23 protein-coding genes and 1 tRNA gene are annotated in these 26,318 nt (G+C 71.3%); 11 read left to right on the forward strand and 13 right to left on the reverse strand.

All coding sequences use genetic code 11. From position 1 onward, the window contains the following. Positions 1–4: 4 nt before the first annotated feature. The 7 genes from AB0C30_RS23735 to AB0C30_RS23765 are packed head-to-tail and all read right to left on the reverse strand — an operon-like array spanning position 5 to position 8,546. A complete protein-coding gene (locus AB0C30_RS23735; protein WP_357947661.1) occupies positions 5–814 on the reverse strand; it encodes a transporter substrate-binding domain-containing protein in 810 nt (269 codons plus the stop codon). Then, positions 811–2,193, reverse strand: coding sequence for a hypothetical protein (locus tag AB0C30_RS23740; RefSeq protein WP_357947664.1), 1,383 nt, complete (start codon positions 2,191–2,193; stop codon positions 811–813). Before AB0C30_RS23740 ends, AB0C30_RS23735 begins: the two co-directional genes overlap by 4 nt. 49 nt (positions 2,194–2,242) lie before the next feature. Further along, complete coding sequence (locus tag AB0C30_RS23745; protein WP_357947667.1) at positions 2,243–2,896, reverse strand: FHA domain-containing protein; 654 nt, start codon at positions 2,894–2,896, stop codon at positions 2,243–2,245. Next, positions 2,896–4,188 (reverse strand): VWA domain-containing protein, encoded by a 1,293-nt coding sequence (locus AB0C30_RS23750; protein ID WP_357947670.1) that lies wholly within the window; start codon positions 4,186–4,188, stop codon positions 2,896–2,898. The genes AB0C30_RS23745 and AB0C30_RS23750 overlap by 1 nt, the downstream gene beginning before the upstream one ends. Then, positions 4,181–5,236 carry a protein phosphatase 2C domain-containing protein gene (locus AB0C30_RS23755; RefSeq protein ID WP_357947673.1) on the reverse strand — a complete coding sequence of 352 codons (1,056 nt, stop codon included), beginning with the start codon at positions 5,234–5,236 and terminating at the stop codon, positions 4,181–4,183. The genes AB0C30_RS23750 and AB0C30_RS23755 overlap by 8 nt, the downstream gene beginning before the upstream one ends. Beyond that, positions 5,236–7,380: a tetratricopeptide repeat protein gene (locus AB0C30_RS23760; RefSeq protein ID WP_357947676.1), complete on the reverse strand. Its 2,145-nt coding sequence runs from the start codon at positions 7,378–7,380 to the stop codon at positions 5,236–5,238. Before AB0C30_RS23760 ends, AB0C30_RS23755 begins: the two co-directional genes overlap by 1 nt. Then, positions 7,377–8,546, reverse strand: a complete 1,170-nt coding sequence (locus AB0C30_RS23765) for a hypothetical protein (RefSeq protein WP_357947679.1) — start codon at positions 8,544–8,546, stop codon at positions 7,377–7,379. The genes AB0C30_RS23760 and AB0C30_RS23765 overlap by 4 nt, the downstream gene beginning before the upstream one ends. Positions 8,547–8,764: 218 nt before the next feature. Here AB0C30_RS23765 and AB0C30_RS23770 point away from each other — a divergent pair, with 218 nt between their 5' ends. From AB0C30_RS23770 to AB0C30_RS23780, 3 genes are read left to right on the forward strand one after another with little or no spacing between them, the layout of a single operon-like run. Beyond that, the gene (locus AB0C30_RS23770) at positions 8,765–8,920 is read left to right on the forward strand and encodes a hypothetical protein (protein ID WP_357947682.1); all 156 of its coding nucleotides are present in this window, start codon (positions 8,765–8,767) and stop codon (positions 8,918–8,920) included. 33 nt (positions 8,921–8,953) lie between these two features. Then, positions 8,954–10,228, forward strand: a complete 1,275-nt coding sequence (locus AB0C30_RS23775) for a hypothetical protein (RefSeq protein WP_357947685.1) — start codon at positions 8,954–8,956, stop codon at positions 10,226–10,228. Then, a complete protein-coding gene (locus AB0C30_RS23780) occupies positions 10,225–10,698 on the forward strand; it encodes a hypothetical protein (RefSeq protein WP_357947688.1) in 474 nt (157 codons plus the stop codon). Before AB0C30_RS23775 ends, AB0C30_RS23780 begins: the two co-directional genes overlap by 4 nt. A 228-nt stretch (positions 10,699–10,926) precedes the next feature. Here the strand turns inward: AB0C30_RS23780 and AB0C30_RS23785 are convergent, their stop codons facing one another. Next, on the reverse strand, positions 10,927–11,250 hold the full coding sequence (locus AB0C30_RS23785; protein ID WP_357947691.1) for a YtxH domain-containing protein: 324 nt from the start codon (positions 11,248–11,250) through the stop codon (positions 10,927–10,929). A 126-nt stretch (positions 11,251–11,376) separates the two neighbouring features. Here AB0C30_RS23785 and AB0C30_RS23790 point away from each other — a divergent pair. Beyond that, positions 11,377–11,448, forward strand: a tRNA-Asn gene (locus tag AB0C30_RS23790). Positions 11,449–11,865: 417 nt separating this feature from the next. Further along, entirely contained in the window at positions 11,866–12,477 is a 612-nt protein-coding gene (locus AB0C30_RS23795; RefSeq protein ID WP_357947694.1) for a hypothetical protein, read from the forward strand. A gap of 122 nt (positions 12,478–12,599) precedes the next feature. On the opposite strand, the gene AB0C30_RS23800 is transcribed toward AB0C30_RS23795, so the two are convergent. Continuing rightward, complete coding sequence (locus AB0C30_RS23800; RefSeq protein ID WP_357947697.1) at positions 12,600–12,785, reverse strand: hypothetical protein; 186 nt, start codon at positions 12,783–12,785, stop codon at positions 12,600–12,602. 84 nt (positions 12,786–12,869) lie between these two features. On the opposite strand from AB0C30_RS23800, the gene AB0C30_RS23805 reads away from it, so the two are divergent. From AB0C30_RS23805 to AB0C30_RS23820, 4 genes are all read left to right on the forward strand, one after another. Then, the gene (locus tag AB0C30_RS23805; RefSeq protein ID WP_357947700.1) at positions 12,870–14,129 is read left to right on the forward strand and encodes a sensor histidine kinase; all 1,260 of its coding nucleotides are present in this window, start codon (positions 12,870–12,872) and stop codon (positions 14,127–14,129) included. Then, positions 14,114–14,740 carry a response regulator transcription factor gene (locus tag AB0C30_RS23810; protein ID WP_357947703.1) on the forward strand — a complete coding sequence of 209 codons (627 nt, stop codon included), beginning with the start codon at positions 14,114–14,116 and terminating at the stop codon, positions 14,738–14,740. Before AB0C30_RS23805 ends, AB0C30_RS23810 begins: the two co-directional genes overlap by 16 nt. Before the next feature lie 193 nt (positions 14,741–14,933). Beyond that, positions 14,934–16,073, forward strand: coding sequence for a nitric oxide synthase oxygenase (locus tag AB0C30_RS23815; RefSeq protein ID WP_357947706.1), 1,140 nt, complete (start codon positions 14,934–14,936; stop codon positions 16,071–16,073). Positions 16,074–16,203: 130 nt separating this feature from the next. After that, positions 16,204–16,977, forward strand: coding sequence for an enoyl-CoA hydratase-related protein (locus tag AB0C30_RS23820; protein ID WP_357947709.1), 774 nt, complete (start codon positions 16,204–16,206; stop codon positions 16,975–16,977). A 262-nt stretch (positions 16,978–17,239) separates the two neighbouring features. On the opposite strand, the gene galK is transcribed toward AB0C30_RS23820, so the two are convergent. Beyond that, on the reverse strand, positions 17,240–18,352 hold the full coding sequence (galK, locus tag AB0C30_RS23825; protein WP_357947712.1) for a galactokinase: 1,113 nt from the start codon (positions 18,350–18,352) through the stop codon (positions 17,240–17,242). A gap of 43 nt (positions 18,353–18,395) precedes the next feature. On the opposite strand from galK, the gene AB0C30_RS23830 reads away from it, so the two are divergent. Then, positions 18,396–19,217 (forward strand): 1-aminocyclopropane-1-carboxylate deaminase/D-cysteine desulfhydrase, encoded by an 822-nt coding sequence (locus AB0C30_RS23830; RefSeq protein WP_357947715.1) that lies wholly within the window; start codon positions 18,396–18,398, stop codon positions 19,215–19,217. Between the two features lie 68 nt (positions 19,218–19,285). Here AB0C30_RS23830 and AB0C30_RS23835 read toward each other — a convergent pair whose 3' ends face one another. The 3 genes from AB0C30_RS23835 to AB0C30_RS23845 all read right to left on the reverse strand — a co-directional run bounded on the left by AB0C30_RS23835 (position 19,286) and on the right by AB0C30_RS23845 (position 21,033). Continuing rightward, positions 19,286–19,960: a DUF6766 family protein gene (locus AB0C30_RS23835; protein ID WP_357947718.1), complete on the reverse strand. Its 675-nt coding sequence runs from the start codon at positions 19,958–19,960 to the stop codon at positions 19,286–19,288. Between the two features lie 79 nt (positions 19,961–20,039). Further along, positions 20,040–20,432, reverse strand: a complete 393-nt coding sequence (locus tag AB0C30_RS23840; protein WP_357947721.1) for a hypothetical protein — start codon at positions 20,430–20,432, stop codon at positions 20,040–20,042. 55 nt (positions 20,433–20,487) lie between these two features. Beyond that, complete coding sequence (locus AB0C30_RS23845; protein WP_357947724.1) at positions 20,488–21,033, reverse strand: hypothetical protein; 546 nt, start codon at positions 21,031–21,033, stop codon at positions 20,488–20,490. Positions 21,034–21,156: 123 nt separating this feature from the next. Between AB0C30_RS23845 and AB0C30_RS23850 the strand changes: the two genes are divergently transcribed. Further along, complete coding sequence (locus AB0C30_RS23850; protein ID WP_357947727.1) at positions 21,157–26,313, forward strand: tetratricopeptide repeat protein; 5,157 nt, start codon at positions 21,157–21,159, stop codon at positions 26,311–26,313. Positions 26,314–26,318 lie beyond the last annotated feature (5 nt).

Below are 26,318 nucleotides of genomic sequence, written 5' to 3' on the forward strand. Positions count from 1 at the left end.
AGCTTCAGGAGCAGCCCTCGAACTGCGGCACCGCGATGGTGCTGAGGTTCAGGCCGGCCTTGCCGAACCACTTGTGCAGCAGTTTCGAGGCCGTCCCGTCCTGGTACATGGTGGTGATCGCCCGGTTGACCGCCTCGCACCCCGCGACGTCGCCCTTGTGCATGCCGACCCCGGTCCGCTGCTCGTTGAACTGGGCGTTGACCAGCCGCAGCCCGCTGCCGTCCTGGACGGCCAGACCGGCCAGGATGACGTCGTTGGTGGTGATCGCGTCCAACCGGCGGTCCTTGAGCGCCGCCAGGCAGGCCGCGTAGTCGTCCACCGGCACCACCTCCGCCGCCACCTTGCGCTCCTCCAGGACCCGCTGGGTCGCGTTCGAGCCCTTCACCTGGCAGATCTTGTGGCCCTTGAGGTCACGGACGTTCTTGATCGACGGCTCGTCCGGCCGTACCAGGATGTCCTGGTAGGAGATGTGGTACGGCCCGGCGAACAGGACCTTCGCCTTGCGGTCCTGGCTGATCGTGTACGTCGCCAGCACGAGGTCGGCCTTGCCGTTGAGCAGGACCTTCTCCCGGTCGGAGGCCAGCACCGGGATGAAGGTGAAGTCCTTGCCGAGCTTCTGGGCGATGTAGCGGGCCACGTCCACGTCGAAGCCCTCGAAGGTGCCGTTGGACTTGCGTACGCCGACCGACGGCAGGTCGGGGCGGACCCCGATGACGATCGCGTCCTTGTCCACGATCGACTCCGCGCCGCCCATGCCGCAGGCCCCGGCCAGCAGCGTGGTCAGGACCAGCACCGCCGGTAGCAGCCGCTTCATCGGTACTCCTTGAGCCGTGGCCACACCCCGGCGATGACCAGCAGGCCGAGGCCGCCGATCGCGAACGGGAGCAGCCGCCACAGGTTGTCGAGCGCGCTCTCGCCGGCGTCCGTGGCCCGCTTGAACACCGCCTCATGCTGCTCGGCGAGCTTCAGCAGCGCCTGGTCGTAGGCGTCGAAGGACTCGCGCACCGTCCCCAGCCTGGCCGACACGGCCTGGCCGGCCTGGCCGCTGGCCGCCAGCGCGCGGAACTTGGCGTCGGCGTCCTGGAAGCGTGTGTACGCCTCGAGCGCCCGCCGGCCGTCGCTCCCGCCGAGCTCGGTGCCCAGCAGGCCGAGGAAGTGCTTGGCGCCCTGCGCCACCTTGGCCTGGTAGGTGTCGAGGTTCCCGGCCTCCAGATAGATCACCGACTGGGACTTGTCGAGGAAGGTGTGCTCGTAGGTGTCGGCCCGCCCCTTGTCGAGCAGGAACCGGCTCTGGTCGCCGTGCAGGCTGTTGCTGATCGCGCGGGCCCTGGCCAGCGTGAGCACCGAGTCGAAGCCGTCGGCCTTGGCGGTGCGCAGCTCTTGCGTGTCCCGGCCGAGCACGTTCACCCCGGCGAGCAGCGCGACGACGGTCACGACGGTCGCGGCCAGCAGCGCCGGCCCGAACACCCGGCGGAAGCGCCGTGCCAGGAAGACCTGCAGCCAGATCAGGCAGGCCAGGGCCAGCAGCCCGGCCACGATCACCGCGAACCGTACGACCGGCACCATGACGCTCTTCTCGTCATAGGTGCTCCGCACGATCGTGCCGCTCTCCAGCGTCAGGTTGTACGCCTGCGGGAGCAGGACCAGCCGCATCAGGTCGGTGGCCTGCCGGTACACCTCGACCACTTTCTGCGGCGGCGGCCCGGCCGCGTGACCGGACTGGGTGTCGAGCAGCAGCGCCTGCCCGGCCAGCCGCTCGTATCGGCCGAGGCCGTCGAGCACGGACTGGACGGTCTGCCGCTCGGCGGGGTTGTCGCCGGACAGCTCGAACGCCTTCAGCAGCGCCTGGTTGGCCTCGGAGCGCCGCCGCTCGTACTGGGCGATGGCGGCCTGGCGCTGCGAGGCGTAGTCCTTGCCCATCAGCAGCGCGTCGGCGACCTGCGCGTCCATGTCGCTCAGCCCGAGATACAGGCCGGCGGTGGCGACCACCTGGGGGCCCGCGTCCCGGCCGATCACCGTCAGCCCGTCGCGCGCGCTCACGCTCCCGGCCGCCAGCGCGGCGAAGAGCAGCGCCAGGGAGGCCACGGTGATGCCGGAGATGACCCGGATCCTCCCCGGCACACTCCGGTGCGCCGGAGCCCCCGGCGGTGCCAGCCCGACCTGGCCTGACGGCCTGGCCTGGACGATGGTCATAATGCCCCCTCGCAGGTCGTGAAGGTAGTCGTGGCGGCCCCCTCGCCGGTCACGGCGTGCCTTCGCGGATCGTGATGACGGTCCAGGCGCCGACGTGGATGCGGTCGCCCGCGCCCACCCGGACCGGCACGTTGACCGCCACCGGCCTGCCGTTGACCTGGGTGCCGTTGGAGGAGCCCGGGTCGACGAGCGTCCACGAGCCGTCGTGCCCGGCGAGCAGCACGGCGTGCAGATGGGACACGCCGGGATCCTCGGGCGGCCCGGTCAGGTCGATCTCCGGCCGCAGGTCGCGGCCCCGGCTGCGGCGGCCGATGCGTACCTGCTCGCCGGACAGCGCGAAGGACCGTTCGGGGCAGTACGGCGGGAAGGCGACGGCGTCGGCATCGGGGCCGCCCTCGGCGATCACCTTCTCGTAGTAGGCGCGGTCGGCGGCGGTGACCGCCTCCCAGCGAGCTCCGGCCACCGGCGGCGCCATGGTGGGCGCGGTGCCGGAGTAGTCGTGGCCGCACACCTCGCAGAACTGCCCGGCACGCGGCGTCTGGCAGACGGGACATTCTTCCACCGCCGCGCCGGAGCCGACACCGGCGGGCGCGGCCGGCGCGGCGGACGACGTGACCGGTGGCGGGGAGGCGGCCAGCTGGAGGCCGCAGACGTCGCAGTATTCGTCGTCGCCCGACGTGTGGCCCTGGGGGCAGGTCGCCATCAGCTGCCCTCCCCGTTCTTGCGCAGCTTGCTGGTACGCACCGAGCCGGTGTCGAGCTCGATCGCGTCGGCCTTGTCGACGTTCTTGCGCAGCCGGGCGGTGCCGGAGGCCGGATCCACCTCGACGACCTTGTCGAGCAGCCGGGCCGTGTCCTCGCGTCCCGAGTCGGCGGCGAGCTGTTTGGCCTTGGCCAGGCGGGCCGTCGCCCTCTCGACGTCGCCGGCCGCGCGGGCGCTCAGCCCGTCCTGGATCAGCTCGTGCAGCTCGGCCTGGCCGGTGTAGTGGGCGACCTTCCCGTTGATCCGGGTGGACTGGGCCAGGTCGTCGGTCCACTGGGCGAGCACGTTGCCACTGGCGAAGACCTCCTGGGTGTCGGGACGGAGCAGTTTCACCCAGCCCGCGCGGATCTCGCTGCCGATCTGGCCGGGCGGCACCTCCACGCACAGGTGGTACTCGCGGTCCTCGGTGCCCCACGAGCCGGTCGGGTAGTCGCCGGTCAGCGGGTTGACGTCGGTGCGCTTGCCGGTCAGGTCGAGCAGCGTGGGGGAGACCTGCTTGACCCACTTGAGCGTCGCCGTCTGCGGCACCCACACCCGCATCACCAGCTCGGCCACGGTCTTGCTCATCGAGGTCTGGGTGAGCTTGCGGAAGAAGTCGGCCAGGTCACCCTGGTTCCGGACGAAGTCAAACGTACCCAGCAGCGCCTCGGCGACCTTGCGCAGCTCGGCGGGCACCCAGTCGTCGCCGACGCCGAGGCTGTCGCAGACGAACGCGCCCTCGCAGCGGGCCAGCGCGCCGGCGAACACGTCGGCGCGCTCGTTGTTCTGGCCGTCGGTCATCAGGATGGCGTGCCTGATCGCGTTCGGGTGGGCCGACAGCAGCTGGGCCGCCAGCTGCAGCCACTGGCCGATCGAGGTGCCGCCGCCGGCGGAGAGCTTGCCGATGGCCCGCTGCGCCTCGGCCCGGGTGGCCGCACTGGCCCTGACCAGCTGGGGGCCGTTCGGGTAGACGACACGGGCCCGGTCGGTCCCGGCGATGACCGCGAAGTGCACGCCGTCGCGCAGGGTCTGCACGGCCGTCGCGGCGGCGGCCCGGGCCTCTCTGATCTTGCCGCCGCTCATCGACCCGGACGTGTCGATGATGATCACCTCGGCGGCCTCGGCCGGGGTGGCGGATTCGGTGGTCACCGTGCCGGTGGAGTTGATCGTGAGGATGGCGTGCACCTCGCGCCCGTCGATCGGGAGGTACTTGTTCTGGTCGATGTGCAGGGTGAAAGTGGGCTGGTCACCCATGTGCGTCTCCTAGAGGGATCAGGACGATGGTCACGTTGTCTTGCCCGCCGGAGTCGAGCGCGTGTCGCAGCATCGCGCGGGTCATGTCCAGAGGGCTGCCGGTGGAAGGGAAGGTGTAGCCGTCGAGGTAGCGCCACAGACCGTCGCTGCACACGAGCAGCAGGCCCGGGGTCTCCGGCTCCAGTACGCGGACGTGCGGGCGCACGTCGCCGTAGTCGGCGCCGAGCCAGGCGGTGATCTCACCCGTCGGCGCGGCGTCGTCCACGGTCAACTGGGTACCGACGACCTGACCGGTCACGGCGGACCGGATGGCGGCCGCCGGAAGAACCCCGACCGGCCGGGTGTCAGCGCTCGCCTCGACCGGCGGGCTGCCCGCGGAAAGATCGGTCTCGACGGGCCGGGTGTCGGTGGGAAGGCCGGTCTCGACCGGCCGGGCATGGGGGGGAGGGTCGGTTTCGACCGGGTTGGTTCTGGTCGGCCGGGGGCCGGTGGACAGCCAGTACGCGCGGGAGTCCCCCGCCCAGGCGAGCGTGATCCGGCCGCCTTCGACCACCGCCGAGACGTAGGTGCAGGCGGGGGCGTCGTCCACCGAAGTGGCCAGCTTGCCCACGGCCCGGCTGGCCAGGCCGAACGCCTCCTCGGTTGAGACGCCCCTGGCCAGGGCGGCGCAGGCCGTCTCCACCGCGGCCGCCGACGCCTCGTCCGCGCGCGGCGAGCTGCCCACGCCGTCGCAGACGACGACCACGGTCCGCGTGTCCGTGGACAGCAGCGCCATGGCGTCCTCGTTGCGGCTGCGGCGCAGGCCTTTGTCGGTCACGCCCGCCGTACCGCCGTCGAGTTCGAGCTCCGCGTGGTCGCGGCTGGTGGGCTGGCGCACGCCGCACCGCTCGCAGTAGCCCTCCGCGTCAACGGCGGGGGCGCCGCAGGACGTACAGGCAGGTGCTCCGAGTGGATGCCCGCACGCCTCGCAGAAGGAGTCGCCGGCGAACACAGGGGTCTCGCAGACCGGGCACCGGACGTCCGCCTTTGGAGCGGCGGTGTCGTCCATCACACCCACGTCCGGGGCCGGACGGCGTTGGCCTGGTCGACGAGGGCCTGGCGCTCCTGGCGGGAGCTCGCGGCCACGGCCAGGCGGCGGAAGATGCCCTCCAGCCGCTTGCGTAGGCCGGGTTCGGTGAACTCGGCGCCCGCCAGCTTCAGGCCGCCCGGTGGTTTGTTGTTGTCGAGCCAGGTCAGCGCGCTCTCCAGCAGCTCGGCGATGAGCAGTTCGCGGCGGCGCGGGTCGAGGTCGGTGAGGTCGTCGAGGCGGTCGGCCGCGGCCGACAGCTCGTTCGGCTTGCCCGGGTCGGCCGCCCCCGTCGTTCTGGCCACCGCGGCCACGACCGCGAGCTGCGCGGCCACGCGGTGGCTCGACGTGGTCGGCACCTCGTCGAGCACCGCGATCCGGCCCGCCCTGGCCAGCCCGAACGCGGCGCTCACGTAGGAGCGGTCGGTACGCCACACGCTCTCGTACCAGCGGACCGGGTCGCCGTTCATGCACTCCAGCGCGAACGCCAGCCCCAGCTTGGGCGCGCACTCGCCGGGCAGCAGCGAGAAGCACTCGTCGAAGATCGGCGCCGCCCGGTCGGCCTGACCCGAGGCCAGCAGGTGGACCGCCCGGTACCAGGTCACCCGCCAATCGCCGGGCAGCGTCCGCCCCGCCTCGTCCAGCGCGGAGAGCGCCTGGTCCGAGCCCTGCTCGGCGAGCAGCCGGGCCTTGGTCAGCAGTGTCTCGGGCGTCCGGGCCATCCCCTCGACCTGGCTGACCAGCACGTCGGGATCGCGGCCGACGAGGCCCGCCAGCGCGCCCGCCGCCGGGTCGGCGGGATCGGCCAGCGGCACCGGCAGCGCGGCCGCCGCCTCCAGCGGGTCGAGCCCGGCGAACACCCGCCCGCGGTCGGCGGCCAGCGCCGCCCCCGCCGCGAGCCGCTCGGGCCCGAACAGCGCGGACTGCGCCGGGTACGGCACCCCCTCCGCCAGCGCGCTGATCTCGCGCAGCACGCCGACGAGCTGTTCCTCCATCTCCTCCGCGCTCTGGAACCTGGCGGCGGGATCGGGGGCGGTCGCCCGGCGCAGCAACCGCGCGAACGACTCGTTGCCGCAGTCCGCCGGCAGCGGGTTCTCCACCCCGCCCTTGGCCGGGCTGAACGACGGGATGGTCAGCACCGCCAGCGTCCTGGCCACCGTGTACAGGTCGGAGGCGACGGACGAGGGCTGGGTCTCCAGCTCGGGCGCGTGGTAGCCGACCGTGGCCCAGGAGGTGCCCGGCGGCGAGCCGACGCGCTGGACCGCGCCCAGGTCGATGAGCTTGAGCCGATTGCCGACCCTGATCACGTTGGCCGGCTTGAGGTCGCAGTAGACCAGGTCGTGCTGGTGCAGGTAGCCGAACGCGCGCAGGATCTCCCGTCCGTACATGAGCGTCTCGCGCAGCGGCAGCGGTCCCTGGCGGCGCAGCTCGTGCAGCGACTGGCCGCCGACGTACTCCATGACGATGTAGCCGAGGCCGCCGGAGCGCTGGAAGTTGATGATCTTGACGATGTTCGGGTGGTCGACCGTGGTGAGGAACTTCCGCTCGGCCTCCGCCGCCGCCAGCGCCTCGGCGTCGGCGGTGTTCAGCAGGCCCTTGAGCACCACCCAGCGGCCGTCGAGGTTCTCGTCGGCGGCCAGGTAGATCCAGCCGAGGCCGCCGTGCGCCAGGCAGCCCAGCACCCGGTACTGGCCGGCCACCAGGTCGTCCTTGGCCAGCTTCGGGGTGAAGGAGAACGAGGTACGGCAGTGCGGGCAGAACCCGTCGGGCAGCCCGGCGCGCCCCTGCCTGGAGCGGCCGACCGGCTCGCCGCACGCCGGGTTGGCGCAGAACCGCTTCTCCTCGGGCACCATGGGATTGGCCATGATCGCGGTGGCCGGGTCCCGGTAGGGCACCGACGGCAGGTCGGCGAGCTCGCCCAGCACGCCCGGCCGTGACCGGCCACTGCTCAGCGGGCCGGTCATCTGCCTGCTCACCGGCCGGGTGTCAGGCGAGTCCGAGGGGCTCGACGCCGTCGCCGGGGTCGAGGCCGCGGCGGGCACGGCGGCCGCCGCCGCGTGGCCGCACAGGTCGCAGTAGCCATCTTCGATCGTGCCCGTACAGCCTGGCTGGGCGCATCGGGTCATCGGCCACCTCCGTGGATCGCACGCTGATACAGGTCGACGGCTTGTGCCGCCTTCGTCAGATCGCAGGGAGCGCTCCACAGCAGCAGCCGCGCCCGCTCGTACAGCTCAGTCGCGCCCGGGTCCTCCGCCAGGCCCTTGCGCACCGCCATCGCCTGGCACGCGCCGAGCCGCCCGCGTAGCTCATCACGCCTGCCGAGCAGCCCCATCAGCGCCGTCGCCGTGGCCCGTGCCTGCTGGGCGGCCTGCTGGGCGCCCTGCTCCAGGGCCGTCAGCCGCCCGGCCCGGTCGAGCCAGGTGCCGGGCGCGGCGTCGAGCGCGTCCAGTTCGTCGGCCAGCGCGTCAACCTTGCTCCGCGGCTGTGCCTGCGGCGGCAGGGCTATCTTCACCACGACCCTGCCGTGGGCCACCCTGGCCTCGCTCTCGGCCGCGCGTACCCGGTCCAGCGCGGCCACCAGCTCCTCGCGCCGCCTGCCGTACTCCTGACTGACCTGTAGCGCGCGCTCCAGGTCCGCGCGGGTGCTCGCCAGGAGGCGGGTGACGCGCTCCAGTTCGTGCTCCGGCGGCGCCGAGCCGAGCGGATCTTCGAGTACGGCGGTCCGCATCCGCCGCAGATCGGTCTCCGTCTGGGTCAGGTCAAGGCTCTCGCCGAGCTGCCGCCGCAGATCGCCGACCGCGCGCAGCTCGGCGTCGGCGGCGTCGAGGCGGGGTAACGCCGCGGACCAGACCGTGTCGATCTCCGTCAGTACGTCCGTGGCCTGCTGGAAGGCCGCGTCCATCCGGGCGACCGTCTCGTCCAGGGTGAGCCGCTCGTCCGCCTGGGGGAGGAGGGATCGTTCCTCGACGGGCTTGGCGGCGGCCTTCAGCACCACCGAGCGGCCCGACAGCAACTCGGTCAGGGTGGCGAGCTGCTCCGCGCCGAGGCGGCCGCGGGCGCCCTTGACCTGCTCAGCCGCGCGTAACACCCCCCGATAGGTGTCATAAAGCGCCCACAGCGCGGCGATGGCGCCCTGCGCGGCGGCCCAGCGGGTCTGGGTCGGGCCGCGTAAGGAGGCGCCCTTGAGTAACTGGTAGGTGGTGTGGGCTTCAAGATCGAGCAGGTCGCCGGAGATGCGGTCGCGCTCGTCGGCTCGGGCGCGCAGTGCGTACTCCGCACCCTCCCTGCTCATGGGTGGTCCCAGACTCATCACGCTCCCCGTGATACGGGCCCCCGCGCCCCGTTGTCTACCGGCTAAACGGCAAAACCGACCGGTTGGTTCCGGGAGGAGGCCGGTTGGTTCCGGGAAGTATGCCGGTTGGTTCCGAGAGTAGGGGAGACCCTGACTTGTCCCTGATTCAACCCTGCCTCACCTGCAATCCGCTTGAACGATCTCGTAACGTCAGAGACATGGGACGCATACTTCTCGCAATCCTGGCGATCATCGCCGTGTTCATCCTCATCGGCCCCCTCGTGGGCTTCGTCTTCACGCTGATCAAGTGGGGACTCATCATCGGAGCCGTGGCCTTCGGCATCATGCTCGTCTCCAAGTGGGCCCGGACGTAGCTTTCCTACGGCCTAGCGGCGCATAGTGGGTTGATGGAGGCGCGGCCCGCGGTCGACGACGCCGCGCTCGGGCGCGAGGCACTGTCCGTGCTCGAGGCGAACTGGACGGGAACCTCCACCGTTCCCGCCCCAGGTCTCTACCCGCACCAGTGGAGCTGGGACTCGGCGTTCGTGGTGATCGGCCTGGCCAGGCACCGGCCTGACCGGGCTCGTGCCGAGCTGCTCAGTTTGCTGGCCGGTCAGTGGGCGACCGGCATGGTGCCGCACATCGTCTTCCACACCCCCGAGGCGTACTTCCCGGGCCCTTCGGTCTGGCGCTCACAGGATCACGACGCCGCGCCGCGCGTGCTCACCTCGGGCCTCACCTCGCCGCCGCTGCACGCGCTGGCCCTGTGGTGGCTCTACCGGCACACCGGCGACGCCGACTTCGTCAGGCGGGCGTTTCCGGCGCTGGCCGCCCAGCACGCCTACCTGGCCGCCGCGCGCGACCTGGGCGGCTCGGGGCTCGCGGCGATCGTGCACCCCTGGGAGTCGGGCATGGACGACAGCCCGGCCTGGGACCAACCGCTCGCCGCGCTGCCCGAGATCAGGTACGGCTACCGCACTGTCGAACTCGAGCAGCGTTACCCCGACAGCGACCACGACCGCTACGTCTGGCTGGCGCTGCGCTACCGCAACGCCGGCTACCGAGCCGAATACCTGCGCGACGAGCACCCGTTCGCCGTCGAGGACCCGATGTTCAACGGGATCTGGCTCGCCTCCTGCCAGGCCATGGCCGAGCTGGCGCCGCTGGCCCGCGCCGACCCGGTGCCCCACGCCGAGCAGGCCCAGCGCATCAGGTCGGCGCTCCTCGACCGCCTGTGGGACGGCTGCTTCTACGCCCGCGACCTACGGGCCGACCGGTTGATCCGGGTCTGCACGGTCGGCGGCTTCGGCCCGCTGCTCGACCCCGAGCTGCCCAGCGACCGCGTCCACGCGGCCATCGAGATGCTCGAATCGGCCAGGTTCATGGGCGCCACGGGCTATCCGGTGCCCAGCTGCGAGATCCGCGCCGCCCAGTTCGACCGCACCCGCTACTGGCGCGGCCCGTCCTGGGTGAACACCAACTGGCTGCTGCGCCGGGCGGCCGACGTCCACGCGCTCGGCTCGCTCGGCCGGCAACTCGCCAACGGCACGCTCCGCCTCGTCAGGCAGGCGGGGTTCCGCGAGTGCTTCGACCCGTTCGACGGCAGCGGCCGGGGGTGCCGGGACTTCTCCTGGAGTGCCGCGCTCACCCTCGACCTGCTCGCCGATAGCGTGAAGGAATGAGTTTTCTTCGCCGCCTGCCCGCCGACGTCCGCAAGGCCCTGGTCACCGAGCCGGGGGAGCGGGTGCTGACCTTCGCCGCCACCGGCGACGGGCACGTGGTGGCCACCAATCTAGCGCTGCACCTGCCCGGCGGGATCCGCGTGCCGTACGAGACGATCGACCGGGCCGCCTGGGACGAGGAGGGGCTGAACATCCTCACCATGTCCGGCGAGCGGCACCGCGTGGAGCTGCCGGAGCCGCGGCTGCTGCCCGAGACGGTCCGGGAGCGGGTCAACGCCACCATCGTGGTGAACAAGCACGTGGACCTGCCCGGTCGTGGCGGGGTACGGCTGGTGGCCAGGCGTCCGCCCGGCGGTGAGGTACTGGGGTGGACCCTCGTCTTCGACGACGGCCTCGATCCGAACGACCCGGGCGTACGCGCACAGGCCGAACAGGCCCTTGAGGGCGTACGGCGCAGCATGGGGGTCTGAGGAGCCGGATCGCGCGGGCGGCATGAGTTCGGGCGCCCGGTAGACGAGCGGGACATGCGTGCGCGCCGGGCTTGTGAGTGGGGTGGGACCCCGGGCTTGTGAGTGGAGTGGGACCCCGGGCTTGTGAGTGGGGTGGCACGCGGGTGCCCCGGGCATGGGCGGTGGTTCGTCCTGCGCTCATGCCCGGGGCCCGGCGTTGCTCGCGGCAGTTCCGCGTCAAGTTCCGCGTCAGTGCGGAATGCCGGTTTGGTCGGTCTTCTTCTGGCCGGCCTGCTCGACCTCTTCGCCGGGCCAGCCGGTGCCGGTGTCGTGGTGGTCGTGGCCGTTGAGGAACGGGATCCGATGCTGGAGTGTGTCCCCCACCTTCGACTTGGCCACTCCGGCCGCCTTCGACAGCTGGGCGCCCATCACGCCCGCGGTCTCCTGGAACCTGGGGCTGTCGGCAACGCGTTGGGCGGCCCGTTTGATCTGCTCATAGCGTTCGCGTCCGGCCCGGCTGCCCAGGACATAGCCGACGGCGAGACCAATGGCGAATGTCATCCGATAACGCATATTGCACCTCCGCTGTCTCCGGGCCTACCCGAATGACGATGCGACACGCACTCCTCGAGTGCGCTAATCTATTCCTGCGCCCAGGGGAGCGGCTCGCAAGGCCCGCCGATCAGCGCGAACGTACGATCCCGCGTAGCTCAACGGCAGAGCAGCCGGCTGTTAACCGGCAGGTTATAGGTTCGAGTCCTATCGCGGGAGCTTCGGCAAGGCCGAGGTAGGCAGAGCTCAGGCCCCTCTCCGGGATCAAGGATGAGGGGCCTGAGTCGTTCCGGGAGCCACTACCCGGTTTGGTCAGCGTCGCCGAAGACGGCTTCCATGGTCTCAGCGCCATGGACGATGACCGGTCTGATCGGGTGTCGGTAGACGGTTGCGTGGTGGTGGGCGTCGAGTGCCCGACGAGATCGGCGATGCGTTCCACCGAGACGTCCCCATCGCTCAGGATCGAGACGAAGCAGTGGCGGAGCTCTCGTACCTTCCAGCGGTTCCCGATGCCCGCCCTTCTTGTGATCCCCGCAGCACGCGCCGTCACTTCCCGTGCAGATCGACGAAGCGGCCAGATGGCACGTGCCCGGAGATAGGCTGATCTGATCTTGTCCGATCGGCCTTGGAGACCACGTGGCGCACCCACTCGTCGTCGGCATCGCCGGCGGCTCCGCGTCAGGCAAGACTACGATCGCCACCTGGTTGCGTACCGCCGTCGAGCAATCCGGACGCACCGTAGACGTGCTCACCAGCGACCCGTACATGTGTCACGACGTCGATCGCGGCCCGACTTTCGTCTCCCCCACGACCGGTGAGGTGACCTTCGACTACAACCGGCCCGAGTCGGTCGACTGGCTCGCTTTCCTGCGCGACCTCGACAGCCGGACCAGCGACGTAGTAGCGCCGGACGTGCTGCTTGTCGAAGGGCTCATGATCTTGCATGTCGCAGCGGTGCGCGAACGGCTCGATCTGCGGCTCTTCGTCGAACTCGACGCGGACGAGCGTGCGCTGCGTCGGCTGCTGCGGGACATGAAGGAGCCGCGCGGACTGAGCGAGCCGGAGATGATCGCTAATTACTACCGGGAGAGCGCTCGGGTCGGGCACGCGCTGTATATCGAGCCGTCCCGGCAGTACGCCGACATCATTGTGCGCGGTGACGCCCCGCTGGATCGGTTGCAACCGTTGTTGCTGGCGATGATCGATCGGCTGCTCGGGGAGCACAGTGCCCGGGAGCCCTCGACCTAGCAGCCGTCGCACCTACGTCACTGAATAAGTACTTTTGCCAGCGATGCCTGGTCCGAGTCCTATCGCGGGAGCAAGGCTGAACCCCCTTCCCGGGTCTCCGGGGAGGGGGTTTCTTGTTGCGGCTAGACCGCGGTGTCCCGCTTGCCGGTCAGCACTCCGTAGAGCGCCCAGCCGAGGCCGAGGAGGACGCCGCCGATCCCGGCGACCAGGCCGATGGCGCCGCTGCCGAGGAGGGCCAGAATGGCGATCAGCGCGGCGAAGACGAGCGACAGGGCGAGCATGACCGTGCGGTAGGTGTGCTTGTTCATGACCATGACGATCACGGTTCCGGCGTCGCCGGGGTATCCACCGATCGGTGGACATATAGCCATGAGGGGGTAAAACTGCAGATCATGGGGAGTCCCGTGGCGGCGCGGGCCGAGAACGCCTGGCTGCGTTCCTATCCGTTCTGGGACGCGTACTTCGCGGTGGTGCTCATCACCACCGTCATCGCGATGGTGGCGGACGGCGGCCCGCCCATCGCCGTCGGACTGGTGCTCCTGATGGCCCTCTCCTACGTCCTGTTCGGCCGCAGAGCCGTCCGCGCGGACGCCATCCCCGTGCGGGAGAGCTGGTGGTACGCGGCGAGCGTGCTCGTCCTGGTCACCGGAGCCGGGCTGCTGGAGTCGGCGGCGGGGATAGCGCTGTCCGCGCTGGTGCCGATGGCGTTCATGTCGCTGCGGGTGGCGCACGCCGTGGTGCTGACGGCGGCGTTCTTCGCCGCGCCGATGATCAACGGACTGACGACGGCCGGGGCGGATCCGCTGATGACCCTCCTCGCCCTGGCCGTCGGACTGCCGGCGAGCGCGCTGCTCGGCACGTTCATCAGCCGGCTGTACCAGCAGAACCGCGAACGCGCCGAGCTGATCGAAGAGCTCGACCGCACCCGGGAGGAGCTGGCGGAGGTCAGCAGGGAGGCCGGGGTCCTGGCGGAGCGCGAGCGGCTGGCGGGCGACATCCACGACACTCTGGCCCAGGGGTTCACCAGCATCATCATGCTCCTCCAGGCCGCTGAGGCCGGTCGGGGGGCCGAGCGGCACGTGGCGCTGGCCGTACAGACGGCGAAGGAGAACCTGGCCGAGACGCGGGCGCTCATCGCGGCGCTCGCCCCGCCCGCGCTCGACGGCACGTCACTGGGGCAGGCGCTGCGCCGGTTGGGGGAGGGGTTCGAGGTGCCGGTGGAGGTGACCGTCAGGGGCGAGCCCATCGCGCTGCCCGCCACGGCCGAGGCGGTGCTGGTGCGGGTTGCTCAGGAAGGGCTCGCGAACGTGCGCAAGCATGCCCGCGCTCGGTCCGCACGGCTGGCGCTGGACTACGGGGACACGGAGGTGCTGCCGTCGGTGACCGACTACGGGGACACGGCGGTGCTGCCGTCGGTGACCGACTCCGGGGGCGCGGCAGAGCGGTTGTCGGTGAGCGACTCCGGGGACAGAGCGGTGCGGTTGTCGGTGAGTGACGATGGTGACGGCTTTGAGCCGTCCACCACCCGTGACGGGTACGGCCTGCGGACCATGCGTGTCCGGGTGGCGCGGCTCGGCGGGACCGTCACCGTGGCGGCCGCTCCTGGGTCGGGCACGACGGTCACGGTGGAGTTGCCATGCTCGCCGTGCTGATCGTCGACGACCACCCGATGGTCCGCGAGGGCCTGCGCGGGATGCTCGTCGCCGAACCGGACATCGAGGTGGTCGGCGAGGCCGGATCCGGTGAAGAGGCTCTCGCGGTCGCGCCACGGCTGCGGCCCGACGTGATCCTCATGGACCTGCGCATGCCGGGCTGCGACGGAGTGACCGCGATCCGGCGGCTGGGCGCGGGCTACCGGGTGATCGTGCTGACCACGTACGAGAACGACGCGGACATAGAGCGTGCCATGTCGGCCGGCGCCGCCGGGTACCTGCTGAAGGACGTGTCACGAGCCGACCTGGCGGCCGCGGTACGGGCGGTGGCGGGCGGCGAGACCGTCCTGTCGCCGTCGGTGTCCGCCCGCCTGGCGACCTGGCACAAGGCCGGACCCGAAGGGTGGCGCCTGTCGGCGCGGGAGCGGCAGGTGCTGGAACTGGTCGCGGAGGGGCTGACCAATGGGGAGATCGGCCGGCGGCTGTTCATCGGGGAGGCCACGGTCAAGACGCATCTGCTGCGGGCGTACGGCAAGCTGGGCGTCTCCGACCGGACCTCGGCGGTGGTGGTGGCGATGCGGCTCGACCTGGTGCGGCGGCCCGGCGGATAGCGTCTTTCACGCTTTGTAGTCGTAAGGTCACGGGATTTTCGATTTGCCGGGACAAACGGCTGTGGACGGTGAAGGATGGCAGGAGCTGCGGGCACGTCGTGAAGGCGGTGTGGAGAGGGCGCCGCCTGCCAGGAGGTGCCGCCGACCCGGAATCGGCGGGGCGCTCCGTTGATGGAAAAGTGCTGGTTACTGCGTGCGTACCTGGATCAGGTCCCTACGTCCCTTCGATGCCATCGCCGTACAGACGCTCATCGAGCGAACGATCGACATTCGCGAGGCGGAGCGCTTCATCAGGCTCTTCCACGCCGAGAATCCCGACGCGGGTGGCGTGCACGCGCGTCTGCGTGAGGTCGCCAAGGAGATCGCCCGTCATGGGACTTATGCCCATACCTTCGAGGAGTTGCAGTTCGGTGCCAGGGTGGCCTGGCGCAACAGCAGCCGCTGCATCGGGCGGCTCTACTGGCGCTCGTTACGGGTACGCGACCGCAGGCAAGTGACCAGCGCCGAGGGCGTGGCCCTAGAGTGCGTGGCTCATCTGCGCGACGCGACGGGTGAGGGCAAGATCCGGCCGACGATCACCGTGTTCCCGCCGGACACGCCTGAGCGGCGCGGACCCCGGGTGCTGAACGAGCAGCTCATCCGGTACGCCGGGTATCGCATGCGCGACGGGTCGATCGTCGGGGATCCCCGCTATGTCGACTTCACCGAGAAGGTCAGGCGGCTGGGCTGGCGGGGCGGGAAGGGCGGCAGGTTCGATGTGCTGCCCCTGGTCATCCAGCCAGGGCGCGGGCAGAGGCTGCTGTGCAATCTGCCGGGCGACGCGGTGCTGGAGGTGCCCCTCACGCATCCGGACCATCCGTGGTTCGCCGACCTGGGGCTGCGCTGGCATGCCGTGCCGGCCATTTCCGGCATGTGCCTGGAGATCGGCGGGCTCTGCTATCCGTGCGCGCCCTTCAACGGCTGGTACATGGGGGCGGAGATCGGCGCTCGCAACCTCGCCGACACCGACCGCTACGACCAACTGCCCGTGGTCGCCGGGCGGCTCGGGCTGAACACCGCCTCCGACCGGTCGCTGTGGCGGGACCACGCGCTGGTCCAGCTGAACGTGGCCGTGTTGCACTCGTTCGAGCAGGCGGGGGTGACGATGACCGACCACCACACGGAGTCGAACCGGTTCCTCACCCACCTGGGACGGGAGGAGAAGGCGGGGCGCGTGTGCCCGGCCGACTGGTCGTGGATCGTGCCGCCCATCTCCGGCGGCACCACACGCGTCTTCCACCGCTACTACGACAACCCCACGATGACCCCAGCCTTCGTCCACCACGCTGGCTGACCGGAGGTTCGTCTTGTGTTCCACCTCCCCCAACTCCAGCAACCCACTCTGACCTCTGCTTTCGTTCGCTTCGCCCGCTGGTCGGAGGGTTGTCTTGCCCTTCATCGCTAGAATATGATTCTGTTGCCCTATGGCGGAACTCGTTCTCTCCTCGGCCGATCAAGGCGTGCTCACCCTGACCTTCAACCGTCCCGACCGGCTCAACGCCTGGACGGACGCGATGGGCCGGTGTTACTTCGACCTCCTCCAGGAGGCCGAGAAGGACCCGAACGTGCGGGCCATCGTGGTGACCGGCGCGGGCAAGGGATTCTGCTCGGGCGCCGACTTCCAGACGCTCAGCGCCATCCAGACTGGAGACTACGACGAGACGCCGGACCCGCGCCCCAACACCTTCCCCACGACCATCGCCAAGCCGATCATCGCCGCCGTCAACGGCGCCTGCGCCGGTCTGGGTGTGGTCCACGCGCTGGCCTGCGACCTGATCTTCACGGCCGAGGACGCCAAATGGACCACGGCCTTCCCGCGCCGCGGCCTGATCGCCGAATACGGCCTGTCGTGGATCCTGCCCCGCCTCATGGGCCAGCAGAGAGCCATGGACATCCTCCTGTCGGGGCGGGTCTTCACCGGCGCGGAGGCCTACGAGCTCGGCCTGGCCAACCGCTCGGTCCCGGGCGACGCGCTGCTCGCCACAGCCCAGGAGTACGCCCTGGAGCTCGCCACCCACAGCTCCCCGGCCTCCATGGCCGTCATCAAGCGTCAGGTCTGGAACGACTGGGACATCACCCTGGACGAGGCGGCCAAGACGGCGACCCAGGAGATGCTCGCCTCCTTCAACCGCCCGGACTTCGCCGAGGGCGTCGCGAGCTTCCTGGAACGCCGCCCGCCGAACTTCCCGCCCTTGTAATCAGAGGGGTTCCCGAAGACCACGCAGAAGATGTCCGTGCGCACGTTGCGGCGGCGAGCCGGTGAACCGGAGGAGCGTGCCTCTGGACGGGCCCGGCTCTGTGCGGTGGGTCGGACTGACCACGGCCGGGGCCAAGAAGACGCACGTCACGGCGCCCAGCCATCTCCACCGGAGGAGCGTGCCCCTGGACGGGCCCCGGCCCCGGTTGGCGGGTGGGGCCCACCGGGCCTGCCGTAACAAAAGATGTTGATCTAAAGAGAAGTCAGGAAATACGCCGAGCACCCGAAGAGGGGGTGGCGGGGAGGAAGCGAGGGGCCTGCCAGCCGCGCTCGGCGTAAGCCGCGCTCACCGACTCCTTCACGGCCTCCAGGCGCTCGTCGGACACCAGCGCGATCGCCGAGCCGCCGAAGCCGCCCCCCGTCATGCGGGCGCCCCGGGCGCCGCCGCGCAGCGACGCCTCCACGGCCAGGTCCAGCTCCGGCGACGACACCTCGTACTGGTCGCGCAGCGACAGGTGGGAGGCGTTCAGCAGCGCCCCGATCTCCGTGATCGCCCCGGCCCTGAGCAGGCCGATGAGTGCCTCGACGCGGTGGTTCTCCGTGACGACGTGCATCGTGCGCTTGCGCTCGGCGCCCTGCAGCTGGTCGAGGGCCCCGGCCAGGTCCGTGACGTCGCGCAGCGCCGCGACCCCCAGCTTGCGGGCCGCCGACTCGCACTCCGCGCGGCGCTTGGCGTACTCGCCGCCCGCGTGCTCGTGGTGCACCTGCGTGTCGATGATGAGGATGGTCAGCCCGTGCGCGGCCAGGTCGAGCGGGATGTTGCGGGAGCCGAGCGAGCGGCAGTCGAGGAACAGCGCGTGCCCCTCGGCGCTCAGCGCGGACGCCGCCTGGTCCATGATGCCGCACGGCATGCCGACGAAGTCGTTCTCCGCCCGCTGGCTGAGCAGGGCGAGCTCCATGGGCGTCATGCCCAGGTCGTACAGGTCGTTGAGGGCCGAGGCGATGGCCACCTCCAGCGCGGCGCTCGAACTGAGCCCGGCGCCCTGGGGCACGTCGCCGTCGATGGCGATGTCGGCGCCGCGCACCCGGTCGCCCAGCATCGCCAGGACGCCGACCACGTAGCGGCTCCAGCCCTGCGACTCCTCGTGACTGGAGATCACCAGCGGGTCGCCGGACGACTGCAGGGACAGCAGCCGGATCGTGGCGTCCTCGCGCGGGCTGACGGCCGCCGTGACGCCCCACGGCACCGCGAAGGGCAGGACGAAGCCGTCGTTGTAGTCGGTGTGCTCGCCGATCAGGTTGACGCGGCCGGGCGCGTGCCAGACCGTCCGCGGGTCGGCGCCGAAGGCGGCCCGAAAAGCATCGACAACGCGCATAATCCAACACTCCTCAACAAAGGTCCGACCGTAGACTAGCGCCATGGAGGAGTTGGTGGATCCGGCGCTCGCCTCTGTCCGGGTCTTCCTGGTCCGCGACGACAACAAGGCCCGCAAGCTCAAGTACAACCTGGGCCATCCTCGCGTGCTCACGTTCGGCGGTGCCTACTCCGGTCACATCAGGGCTGTCGCGGCGGCCGGGCGCCGGGATGGGTTCGCGACGATCGGGGTGATCCGGGGTGAGGAGACGTTGCCGCTCAACCCGTCGCTGGCGTACGCGGAGTCCTGCGGCATGCGGCTCACCTATCTCGACCGGGGGACATACCGCCGCAAGCACACCCCCGAGGTGCAGGCCGCGCTGCGCGAGCAGTGGGGTGACGTGGCGATCCTGCCGGAGGGGGGCAGCAACGCGGCGGCCGTACGCGGGTGCGCCGAACTGCCCGGCGAGATCGGCGGCGACTACGACGTGATCTGCTGCGCGGTCGGCACCGGCGGCACCCTGGCCGGGATCGCCGCCGGGTTGCCGGAGGGCCGGCGGGCGATCGGGTTCGCGGTGCTCAAGGGGGCCGGGTTCCTTGAGGATGAGGTGGCGCGCCTGCAGCGCGAGGCTTACGGGCGCGTGTGGCCGAACTGGTCGGTCAACCTGGACTACCACTTCGGGGGCTACGCCCGCTCAACCCCGGTTCTCGATGACTTCGTCGCGAAATATCGGGTCGAGGGGGTGTATGTCGGGAAGATGCTCTACGGCGTCTTCGACCTGGTACGGCAGGGCGTCTTCCAGCCGGGCACCCGCATCGTCGCGGTCGTCACCGGTGAGCCGTGGAGCCCGGCGACCGACCAGCTAGGGAGCGCGGTGACCGGTTAGCCAGGGAGCGCGGTGCCCGATCAGGCGTGGAGCCCGGCGATCGATCAGACCTCGACCCTGGCAACCCATCAGCCCTCGACGCCGGTCCAGGAGTGCGGCGCGCCCACCGGCTTGGACTCCGGCGATCCCCGCTGCCGCAGGTAGATCGACAGCGCCACCATGGAAAGCACGGCGAGCAACTCCGACTGCCAGTTCTGCAGGCTCCGGTTCCAGAACTCCGGCGAGGTGAAATAGGCGCCCCACGAGACCGGATCCCGCAGGTCGAGCAGCCGCTGCGAGTTGTACGCCGCCACCCCGGCCACCGACTGCGCCAGCCACGACAGCACGAAGACGATCCCCATCACCAGCCCGAGCGAGTTGCTGTACAGCTGGAGCCGAAGCCCGCCGGCCCTCGCCCAGGCCGGGGAGTCGGGCCGGGCGTGGCGGCCGACGAGTTGCTTCTCGTCCGATTCCAGACCCGCCTCCTTGGGATCCTTGGACTCCGGCGAACCCTTCTGCACCAGCCAGATCGTCATCGTGATGAACAGGAAGAACTGCAGGTATTCGGACTGCCAGTTCTCGGCCACGTCCACGGCGAAGTCCGAGGACGTCACGTACGTGAAGACCGACACCGGTTCCCCGCCATTGACCAGCTGCTGGTCGTTGAACTGGCCCGTCCCCGCGATGGCCTGCCCGGCCAGCGTCAGCAGGAACATCACCAGGAACGCCAGCGACAGCCCGTTCTCCTTGATCTTCTGCTTCATAGGCGGACCAGTCCTGTCGTGAAGAACCAGATCAAACCGGTCGCGATGACGATGAGCGTGATCGTGAACATCACCCGCATCAGCTCTCCACCTCGCAGTCATAGGGGCGGTCTCCCTGCGGGCGGCAGCTCGCGGCCGTGACCCGCCACCCGTCCTGGTAGTGGTGGAGGAAGAGCGTGTCGCCCGCCAGCCGTACCTGGGCGTCGTCGCCCCAGACCTGCGCCGAGGTGACCGGTCCGGCGGCGCCCAGCTTGAGCTCGCGCAGCGCGTCGGCGCACGTCTGGCCGGGGTCGGGCAGCTTCTCCGCGGTCTGCTGGGAGAGCAGCGCGCAGGCGGCGTCCTCCTGGTGCGCGGCGAGGGCGGCGTGGAAGCGCTCGGCCGTGCGGGCCGGGGCGGTCGCGTCCACCGCGCAGCCCGCGGTCAGCGAAATCGACAGCACGGCACAGCCCGCGAGCGACGAAATCGATAGCACGGCGCGCACCATTCTCATGCGCCCCCCGCTACCCAGTTATGTGGCGGGCATGCTGTCAGCCGAGTTGGTCGAGGATGGGGGTGACCAGCTGGTTCAGCTCGCGGACCAGCACCGCCAGGGCCCGCGCCGCGCTCTGCTCGACCTCGTCATGCGGGCCCTCGGGTTCCGGCGGCAGGTCGTCGAGCGGCACCGGCACCTCGACCAGCAGCGTCGCTCGCAGGAACGGGATCCTGGCCAGGTCCTGCTGCGTCGGCTCGACATACTGCCCGAACGTCTCCTGCCAGCCCAGCCAGCCGCGGTCGCGCCACCAGGCCCGTGAGCGGGTGAGCTCCTCGGGCAGCGGCGAGACCAGCCGGATCCGCGCGTTGAGCGTGCCGTCCCACGTGTTGCGGTGGCAGGTCGCCTCAAGGATGCGGCGGTCCCAGCGCACGTAGCCGGGGTTCAGCGACGGCGGCGTGGCCAGCCGCCAGGCCGCGCAGGCGAACCTGACCGGCGCGATGTCGCCCCACTCGAACTCTTCGAGGTTCTTGCGCACGTGTACGGCATAGCGCCCGTCACGATCCCTGTCGAACTCCTGGTCGATCCAGAACGCTTTAGCCATGGCCCCTACGCTACGGCGCTCCGAACCGGGATGGTCGGAAGGTCCCGAGATCGGGGAACGTGCTGTGACCAGAGCGACACATGTGTAGCTTTTTCACAGTATTAAATGACTGGGGAGTGCAATATGGAGTCAGAGCAGCTGGCCGCGGCGATGAAGTGCTGGGAAGCGGGGGATCCCGACGCGGCGGCCGTGCTGTTCAGGGAGATCGCCGCCACCGGCGATCCCGAGGCGTCACACCTGCTGGCCTGTCTGCTGGAGGAGCAGGGCGATCTCGACGGCGCGGAGGCCGCCCACCGGTCGGTGATCCTTTCCGGCGACCCGGTCTTCGGGCAGCGCTCGGCCATCGCCATGGGCATGATGCTGGTCGCCGCCCGCGAATGGCCCGCCGCGCACCGGGTGCTGATGATCGCCTGCGACGGCGCCGACTTCGAGGTGGCCGCGCTCGCCGAGACGGCGCTGGTGCTCGTCCTGACCGAGCTGGGCGATGTCGAGGGCGCGAAGGAGGCGCTGGAGCGGGCGCGCCGGTGCGACAGTCCCGCCGTGGCCGCGATGGCCGCCCAGCTGGAGCTGCCCGACTTCGCCCCCCAAGATCCGGGTACGGCGCGTGACCTGTTCGAGCTGGCGGACAGCGAGGACGACTACCGTGAGCTGCTGACCTGCGGCGATCCCGATGTGGTGTCGCTGTCGGCGTTCCGGCTCTACCGGATCCACGCCGACGAGGGGGATCTCGCGGCCGCCCGCGAGGTGTGCGAGCACGCGATCGCCGTGGGACACCCCGACCACCTGGCCACCGCCCACCGGCTGCTCGGCGCGGTCCTGGTCGATCTCGGCGAGTACGCCGAGGCCGCCGCCTCCTACGCCGAGGCCGCCGAGGACCCCAGGCCCGAGGAGCGGCTGCCCGCGCTCATCGAGCAGGCCAAGGTGACCGCGCAGCTCGGCGACGTGGCGGCGACGAAGGCGATCTTCCACCGGGTGGTCGCCAGCGGCCAGCGGGAGTACGCCGTCGAGGCCCAGGCGTGCCTGGCGCAGATGCACACCGAGGCCGGAGAGGTGACCGAAGCGCTCGCGGCGCTGCGGGCCGTACTGGAGGCGGGGGAGTCGGACTGGTCCTCGATCTCCATCACGCTGCTCGGCCTGCTGCTCGACCGGCACCCGGACGAGCGGGAGAGCGTCATGGCGCTCGTGGCCGAGGCGGCCGAGCACGACGACCCCGACGCGGCGTTCAAGGCCGCGCTGCTGCTCGACCACGCGGCACGGCAGCAGCCGCTCGCCGACCCGGTGGAGGAACAGGCGCTCCTGGACGTCGACGAGGCGCTGCGCCACCTGCAGGCGGGCGACCTGGCCGGGGCGCGACGGCTGCTGCGCGGCGCCATCGACTCCGGCGCCGCCACGCAGTCGGTCCGGGCCATGATGACGCTGGCCGAGCTGGAACTGGGCGAAGGTGATCGGGAGCAGGCCGACGAGCTGCTGTCGTACGTCGCCGAGGGCGACGACCTGCTGCAGGGCTTCAGCGCCGAGTTCTTCCTGCATCTGCTGCGCGAATCGGGCGACGAACCGCACCCGGTGCTGCGGGCGGTCATCGACCACCAGCGCCTGGGCAGGGAGGAGGGGCTGGTCCGCTACCGCGAGGCCATGGAACACCCCGCGACGGCCGCCATCGGCACCGCGGTGTTCGCGCAGGTGCTGGCCTCCATCGGGTACGACCTGTCGGACGCGGCCCGGCTGTTCCACGCGGCGGCCGACTCGGGTGACCCGCTCGCGCTCTCCTATACGGCCACCATCTTCAAGGACGTCCTGGTGAACCAGGGCCAGAGCGAGGAGGCGGTCGCGCTGCTGCGCCGGGCGCGGGCCGACGGGCATCCGGTGCTGGCGGCGTGGGTGGCGTACGGGCTGGGTGAGCTGCTCGGTGAGCGCGTGAACGAGTCCGGCGAGGGCGGCGCTGAGGGTTTCGGTCAGGACTCCGACGGGGATGTGGACGCGGGTACGCGCGAGCATGACCTGGCGGAGGCGCGGGCGGCGCTGACCGCCGCGATGGAGACCGGCCATCGGGGGCTCCGGCTCGAGGCGGTGGGCGCGCTGCTCGGGCTGTTCGAGCGCCAGGGTGACCTGCTGGCCGCGTGCCGCCTGCATGAGCGGCTCGTCGCCGAGGGCGATCCGGTCCAGGCGCCGCGTCACGCGTGGCTGCTCGGGCTCACCCGGGTACGGATCGACGACCTCGACGGCGCGCGGGCCGCGTTCGGCCGCGTTCCGGAGTCTCACCCGGAAGAGGGGGAGACGGGAAGCTACGCCCGGCTCCTGCTCGACCGTGACTTCCGTGCGGCGGCTGCGGCGTTCGAGGCGATCGCTGATGACGGCAGGTCGTGGATGGCGTCCATGCTCGCTCTGCAGGCCGCGCACGCGTGGCGGCGGCAGGGCGAGACGGCCGCTGCCGACGGGTCGCTGTCCCTGCTGGTCGGCGTCGGTCACCCGGACTTCCGGCAGGAGGCGGCCTGCTACCTCGCCGCCCTGCGCCACGACGCCGGTGACGCGCACGGTGCGATCGCCGCCTGGCAGCAGGCGGTGGCCGGTCCTGACGAGCGCCTCGCCGCCGTCGCGCGGCGCGACCTCGGCCGGGCCTGGCACGCGCTCGGCGACCTCGACGCGGCGGCGCGGACGTACCGAGAGATACTCGCCGGGGACGACGGGGCGCATGTGGCTGAGGCCGCGCTGCGGCTGGGGGAGATCCTGGTCGCGACCGGCCTGCCCGGCGAGGCCCGTGAGGTGCTGCGGGAGGCGTTCGGCGAGGTGGCGGCGGCCCCGCGGCTGGCCCGGCTGCTGCGTGACGGCGGCGACCTGGACGGAGCCCTCGTGGCGGCGGCCACCGCGGTGCGGACCGGGCCGGACGAGGAGGCGGCGGAGGCCGAGTGCCTGCTGGGCGGGCTCCTCGCGCGGACCGGCGACCTCGAGGGCGCGCGGGCGGCGTTCGAGCGGGCCGTGGCGATCGATCCTGAGGCGGCGGGGGCCACGCTGCTGGAGGCCGGGCGCCACCTGGAGGAGGCGGGTGACCCGGAGGGCGCCCGCTCGGCCTACGAACGCGCGGCGGCCCAGGACGCGGACCCGCGGGCCGCGGCCACGGCCCGGGTCCGGCTCGGTACGGCGTCGCCGGAGGAACGGCCGTGGGTACTGGCCGCCGAGGGCGACCGGCAGGGCGCGCTGGCGGCGCTGACCGAGCTGACCGGGTCGGCGCCGATGGCGGGGCTCCTGCTCGCGCTGGACGCCGGCGACATAGCCGAGGTACGCCGTCTGCTGACGGAATCCCACGCGACCGCGACAGCCGGGGTCCTTGCGGAAGGAGCGCTCACCGAGGCGAGCGAGTTCCCCGCGAGCCGAGCCGAGGCGAGCGGGTTCCCCACCGACGACGCGTTCGCCGAGACGCTGGAGATGGCCAGGGCGAGCCGCGACGAGGACTTCGCCAGGGCGCTCTACCAACTGGTCATCGAGGTGGGCGACCCCCAGTGGGCCGCGCGCGCCGGTCTCGGGCTCGGCGCCGAGCTGGCCGGGGACGGTCAGCACAGCCAGGCCGAGCTGTGCTTCCTGCCCGCGACCGAGAGCGGCGACGACGAGATCGCCCTCATGGCGTGGCGCAACGTCTCCGTCGTCCGACGCCGGCGCGGCGACCTGGACGGAGCCGCCGAGGCGCTGCGGGCCGCGCTGCCGGCCACCGCCGTCGAGCTGGCCGCCCTGCTGGAGGAGCGCGGCGACCTGACGGGCGCTGGTGACGTGCTCGAACGTGGCGCCGCGGCCGGCGATCTCGCCTGCCGGTGCCACCTGCTCGTCAACCTGCTCCAGCGGCAGGAGTACGCGGCCATCGCCGCCGAGGCCGAGCTGGCCGTCGGCACCGGCGATCCCGAGACGGTGGCCATGGGCTACTGGGTGTGGGGCGACGCGCGCAAGGCGACGGGTGACCTGGCGGGCGCGGTCGACCTGTACCGCAAGGGGATCGACACCGGTCAGCAGATCCCCGGCATGCGCGCCGATCTCGCGGAGGCCCTGCACGCGCTGGGCGACAAGGCGGCGGCCGTCGGGCAGGCGCGGCTGGCCGTCGAGTCGGGTGAGGCCGACGCCGCGGCCAGGGGCGGCATCCAGCTCGGCTGCTGGCTGCACGAGGACGGTGACCTGCTCGGGGCGGCCGAGGCGTTCGGCGCCGCGGCGGGGACTGGGTCCGCGCTGGCCCAGACCGCCCTGGACAACCTGAACACCCTGGCCTACCAGGCGTACGAGCGGGGCGAGCACGCGCTGGCCGTACAGGTGCTGGCGCATTTGGGGCCGCACGCCGGCGCCAAGGCCAGGGAGCTCGCGGAGCTCTGCGACGACCCCGAGGCCGTCCACCTCTACTACGAGCTGGTCGGCTCCGACGCCTTCACCGAGCTGGGGGTGGCCGAGCGGCTCGCCGAGCTCGGTGAGACGGAGCGGGCGCGGGCCGTCTACGAGCGGCTGAACGAACACGAGGATCCCGATGTGCGGTTCGTCGCGGGCGGCAGGCTGCTGGCACTCCTCGACGCCGAGGGCGACTCCGCCGCCTTCTACAGCCTGGCCGAACAGCAGGCGGGGGACGCCGACAGCCCGGTGCGGTCGGTGTTCGGCAGCCTGCTCGGCATGCTCCAGGGTCGCCAGGGCGACACCGAGGCGTCGTTGCGCACGCTGCGGGAGGCGGCCGAGGGCGGTGAGCCCACCGCCCTGAGCGTGCTGGCCCAGGCCCTGGTCGGGACCGGAGAGGTGGCCGAGGGCAGGCAGGTGTACGAGCGGGTGCTGGGCGCGGGCGACGAGGAGCTGGCGGCCAGGGCGATGGTCGCGCTCGGCCACAGCTACCACGACGAGGACGAGGACGAGGCCCGCAAGTGGTACATCCAGGCGGTGAACTCGGGCACGGGGCACGTCAGCGCGCTCGGGGCGATGTACCTGGGGGCGCTGGCCAAGCGGGAGCGGGACTTCCCGGAGGCGCTCGGCTGGTACCAGCGGGTCATCGACTCGGGAGACACCGAGTCGGGCATGGCGGCCGCGCATCTGGGGGAGCTCTGTTACTGGCTGAACGACCGCGACGGGGCCGTGCGCTACTACGAGCTCACCTTGGGGTTGACCGAGCAGCCCGAGCTGGTCGCCGAGGCCGCCTTCCGCCTGGGGGAGATCCGGTACGCCCACGGCGACCTCACCGTGGCCAGGCGGATGCTCCGGCTCGCCGCCGGCACCGACGACTCGACGTTCGCGGCCGACGCCGAAGAGCTCCTGGCGAAGCTGGGGTGAACTTG

Source organism: Nonomuraea sp. NPDC048901 (assembly GCF_040649695.1).
Taxonomy (GTDB): Bacteria; Actinomycetota; Actinomycetes; order Streptosporangiales; family Streptosporangiaceae; genus Nonomuraea.

Coding starts and splice junctions, on each gene's coding strand:
- AB0C30_RS23785 (WP_357947691.1), bottom strand. CDS start 11,250: ATGCGTTATCGGATGACATTCGCCATTGGTCTCGCCGTCGGCTATGTC.
- AB0C30_RS23850 (WP_357947727.1), top strand. CDS start 21,157: ATGGAGTCAGAGCAGCTGGCCGCGGCGATGAAGTGCTGGGAAGCGGGG.
- AB0C30_RS23740 (WP_357947664.1), bottom strand. CDS start 2,193: ATGACCATCGTCCAGGCCAGGCCGTCAGGCCAGGTCGGGCTGGCACCG.
- AB0C30_RS23835 (WP_357947718.1), bottom strand. CDS start 19,960: ATGAAGCAGAAGATCAAGGAGAACGGGCTGTCGCTGGCGTTCCTGGTG.
- AB0C30_RS23780 (WP_357947688.1), top strand. CDS start 10,225: ATGAGTTTTCTTCGCCGCCTGCCCGCCGACGTCCGCAAGGCCCTGGTC.
- AB0C30_RS23745 (WP_357947667.1), bottom strand. CDS start 2,896: ATGGCGACCTGCCCCCAGGGCCACACGTCGGGCGACGACGAATACTGC.
- galK (WP_357947712.1), bottom strand. CDS start 18,352: ATGCGCGTTGTCGATGCTTTTCGGGCCGCCTTCGGCGCCGACCCGCGG.
- AB0C30_RS23770 (WP_357947682.1), top strand. CDS start 8,765: ATGGGACGCATACTTCTCGCAATCCTGGCGATCATCGCCGTGTTCATC.
- AB0C30_RS23820 (WP_357947709.1), top strand. CDS start 16,204: ATGGCGGAACTCGTTCTCTCCTCGGCCGATCAAGGCGTGCTCACCCTG.
- AB0C30_RS23760 (WP_357947676.1), bottom strand. CDS start 7,380: ATGACCCGATGCGCCCAGCCAGGCTGTACGGGCACGATCGAAGATGGC.
- AB0C30_RS23800 (WP_357947697.1), bottom strand. CDS start 12,785: ATGAACAAGCACACCTACCGCACGGTCATGCTCGCCCTGTCGCTCGTC.
- AB0C30_RS23830 (WP_357947715.1), top strand. CDS start 18,396: ATGGAGGAGTTGGTGGATCCGGCGCTCGCCTCTGTCCGGGTCTTCCTG.
- AB0C30_RS23775 (WP_357947685.1), top strand. CDS start 8,954: ATGGAGGCGCGGCCCGCGGTCGACGACGCCGCGCTCGGGCGCGAGGCA.
- AB0C30_RS23810 (WP_357947703.1), top strand. CDS start 14,114: ATGCTCGCCGTGCTGATCGTCGACGACCACCCGATGGTCCGCGAGGGC.
- AB0C30_RS23735 (WP_357947661.1), bottom strand. CDS start 814: ATGAAGCGGCTGCTACCGGCGGTGCTGGTCCTGACCACGCTGCTGGCC.
- AB0C30_RS23845 (WP_357947724.1), bottom strand. CDS start 21,033: ATGGCTAAAGCGTTCTGGATCGACCAGGAGTTCGACAGGGATCGTGAC.
- AB0C30_RS23765 (WP_357947679.1), bottom strand. CDS start 8,546: ATGAGCAGGGAGGGTGCGGAGTACGCACTGCGCGCCCGAGCCGACGAG.
- AB0C30_RS23750 (WP_357947670.1), bottom strand. CDS start 4,188: ATGGGTGACCAGCCCACTTTCACCCTGCACATCGACCAGAACAAGTAC.
- AB0C30_RS23755 (WP_357947673.1), bottom strand. CDS start 5,236: ATGGACGACACCGCCGCTCCAAAGGCGGACGTCCGGTGCCCGGTCTGC.
- AB0C30_RS23805 (WP_357947700.1), top strand. CDS start 12,870: ATGGGGAGTCCCGTGGCGGCGCGGGCCGAGAACGCCTGGCTGCGTTCC.